The sequence below is a fragment of the Halomonas sp. AOP7-B1-5 genome, from assembly GCF_052353045.1.
GTDB classification, from domain to species: domain Bacteria; phylum Pseudomonadota; class Gammaproteobacteria; order Pseudomonadales; family Halomonadaceae; genus Vreelandella; species Vreelandella colorata.
In genome coordinates this window covers 1-2,828 of record NZ_JBQTDC010000089.1, presented here as the reverse complement: position 1 = coordinate 2,828, position 2,828 = coordinate 1, and the positions used below count along the sequence as shown (strand labels likewise).

Annotated in this window: 5 protein-coding genes; all 5 read right to left on the bottom strand. The window is 45.5% G+C overall.

Going from position 1 to position 2,828, the window contains the following annotated elements:
- On the bottom strand, nucleotides 1–550 hold a 550-nt coding region (locus ACT3XD_RS19410; protein WP_444280690.1), incomplete at its 3' end, for an HNH endonuclease.
- Between the two features lie 99 nt (nucleotides 551–649).
- Nucleotides 650–886, bottom strand: a complete 237-nt coding sequence (locus ACT3XD_RS19405; RefSeq protein ID WP_192539919.1) for a helix-hairpin-helix domain-containing protein — start codon at nucleotides 884–886, stop codon at nucleotides 650–652.
- 81 nt (nucleotides 887–967) lie between these two features.
- Nucleotides 968–1,279, bottom strand: coding sequence for a hypothetical protein (locus ACT3XD_RS19400; protein ID WP_192539920.1), 312 nt, complete (start codon nucleotides 1,277–1,279; stop codon nucleotides 968–970).
- 483 nt (nucleotides 1,280–1,762) lie between these two features.
- Complete coding sequence (locus tag ACT3XD_RS19395; protein WP_192539921.1) at nucleotides 1,763–2,326, bottom strand: suppressor of fused domain protein; 564 nt, start codon at nucleotides 2,324–2,326, stop codon at nucleotides 1,763–1,765.
- Nucleotides 2,327–2,526: 200 nt separating this feature from the next.
- Nucleotides 2,527–2,828, bottom strand: a 302-nt coding sequence (locus ACT3XD_RS19390) for a transposase (protein ID WP_444280689.1), incomplete at its 5' end; no start/stop codon positions are given.

The following is a 2,828-nucleotide window of genomic DNA, read 5'->3' as shown; positions in this document are numbered from 1 at the left end:
CACCGTCTGCAAGGCGACGAAGATGATGAACTTCAAGAAAAGGTTCACCTTCAGCTGTTGTGAATGGTGCATCGGAACCGCAGCTCTCACATATACCAGCCGCTTCCTTAAGGACCCATGCTTTAACCTTTGGATCTCTGCTGTAGTTTGTGACTTGTGTATATATTTTTTCTGGCTCTTTGATGCCGTCTGGTTTGCTAAGGCTTTCCTTTGACTTATACGATATAACCTGCGTTTCGAACTCGGCAACCTTAGGAAAATTTTGACCTTCGGCTTCTGATATGAGCTTTTCGATTACAGCCGCGTTATTAGAACCAACATTTTTAGCTGGCTTTAGCCCTGAAACCCACTCGCGTCCCATAAGCGAGTAGACATACGAGATATTTTGCATTCGATATTCGAAAGACTTCTCAGTACGTCCAAAACGTTCAGCAAGTTGAGAATAGATTTGCTTTTTAACGAAGGAAATTCCATTGGCTTGGTCAAAATGCATCTGAACATATGCTTCCACTGCCCCTTTCAGCTCTTCTTCCGTCCAATTATCGCTCAATGATTATTCCTATAGAGGTGTAATGCCGCGCTCTGCAGAAATTGAGGAGCGCTAGCAAGTAAGTTTTCCGTAGCGTTCTTGTTATGTGAGCGTAAGCCACTACAGGCCTTGCCGAGCCCTTTTTATAGCAGATTCCACTGCCGATAATGCTTGGGGGCTATTCTTCCAGCATGTAGTTCTTAGCATCGACGCTACCAGTTCGGCTATTTCTTTTGGCTCATAATTCGCCAGCTCGGAAAATGAATCTATTCCTATTTCTTCGAAGCGCTTGACTACCATAGGCCCAACGCCTTTTACCTCCAGCAGTTCGGCCTTTTCTGATTCACTGAATGCCATACGGAACACCTTAAACCACATAACGTCAGCAGCAGGCAACTTGTAGTGCCAGCGAAAAAGTCGCTCCGCGGTTTGTTTTTGTTATGATTTTCCCATTTTTGCTATTTTTTGAATACCCTTAGAAAGCGCGAATCCCCATAAGAAACTGTTAGCCAGTATTGGCACGTAACTCCAAAGACCGGGAAAGCTCATGCTTTTCAGATATGAAGTCAAAGTAATCAAGGGGAAAGCCAGCACAAGGAAAGTCATGTGCAATACGCTTTCTATTTGTGAAATTTCATCGCCAGTTTCAAATCGCTCCATTCCATGGCCGAAGCTCAGGAGAAACATTGTCATAAAGAGCGCGAAATGAACCACTGCGATTATTGAAATATGCCATACAGATTTGCTCATTTTCCGTGTCTCTTATTAATAACGCTTTGCTAAACAGCGAGCGATAGCGAGTCCATTTGAGGTCCGATTTTTTGGCCCGAAACGATGTTTTAGCAACTTGTTAAGTTTCATGTCTAAATACCACTATGCGAAACAATCAATATTATACAAGCTACAGAAAACACGATCACAAGAACAACTGTTTTAATTGCCGCTATTACGTGGTTACGCCAACCTTGTAGCCTGTGTGAGCGATACCACGTTAATACTATTGCCACCAAGCCGACAATAAAAGCCACATAAATAAAGTAGCGGCCGTATGCAAAATAAAAATTGGCTAAAGCAGGAACAAACAGGAAGACTGTAGCTACAACACATAAGCAGCATGCTAGACCCCACACAAACCTATCTATCCTCAGCGCCATAGGCTAGCGCTTGAAACATAACACTGAGGTAACCAAAAGCGGCACACTTTTGGCGTCAGGTTAACCGTTCGGTTAGGCCTCATGCGACGCTCTCCCGTGACCAATCGAAGACATCTGTTTTGAGTGCCTCCCAACGGTTTTCTAATGTCTGAGATCCTCTCTTCGCTACGAGTTGCAACTCTTCCTCAGAGATTGGAACAGCGAGAAGCGGAAAAATTGTCTGTTTCCCTACGGTTACCCTGTTCATATCGTCCCACTGAAAAATCGGGACAAACATCAAATGGGGTAACGATGTATTTGGGTCATATAGCTCCAGTATCCGCTCAAAAATAATTCCGGGAGCGATTCTCCAACCGTCTTTCAGAGCGAAGAAGGCAACAGTGGAGGCTAGATTTCCGAGCCACTGGTCGGTTCCTCTACGCCCGATTAGCACCTCCGTTGTGACCGAAGTTTCTTGATGACTCTGCTGCTCTACCTTCATCAGGCCTATAGTCGAAGCAAAGTGTTCTTCGCCAATGTGGCCTGAAAATATAGCATTACTGTGACTCTCATCGTCATCCCAATAATTGTGGACTCGAACACCAACCGGAATCTTTTCGCGAAGTATGTTCGCCCAAGCCTTGTGCTCTGATGATAGTGCCATGACTATTCCTACTGCCTAACGAGGCTGTAGAAAAACCCGATTTCGAGCCACCTCTACCGCCTTTTGTCCTTATTCATTTACCCAGCCGGGTATATGGCTGAGTAATCTTAGTATCGGCATTTAGCCACTTGAGCGGCCAGCTAAAGCTTGCTGAAGACGGCCTTTTTCTCTTAAGCGCAACTTATCCCGCTCATAGCCCTTCATGACGCAACCAAGTGGCCATAATTCGCTAACTTCTCAATATTGTGCACTAAGCAGTAGAGCTGCCACTGGCCTTGCACCTTTTTCTTACCTCGAAGGCTGAAGCGGTTCAGTCTTTTCGTTGTGCCAATATTGCCGAACACCGGCTCTACAACTGACATGCGATGGCTGTAAATCTCTTTGCCCTTCGGGCTATCAACTCGGTGCTTCATCCAGTCAGTGTAATTGGGTAAGCGGTTGTTCTCGACAATAAAAGACACTTGTCGCCCTGCGCCGTTGCGATGGTCGGCAGAGCTCGGGT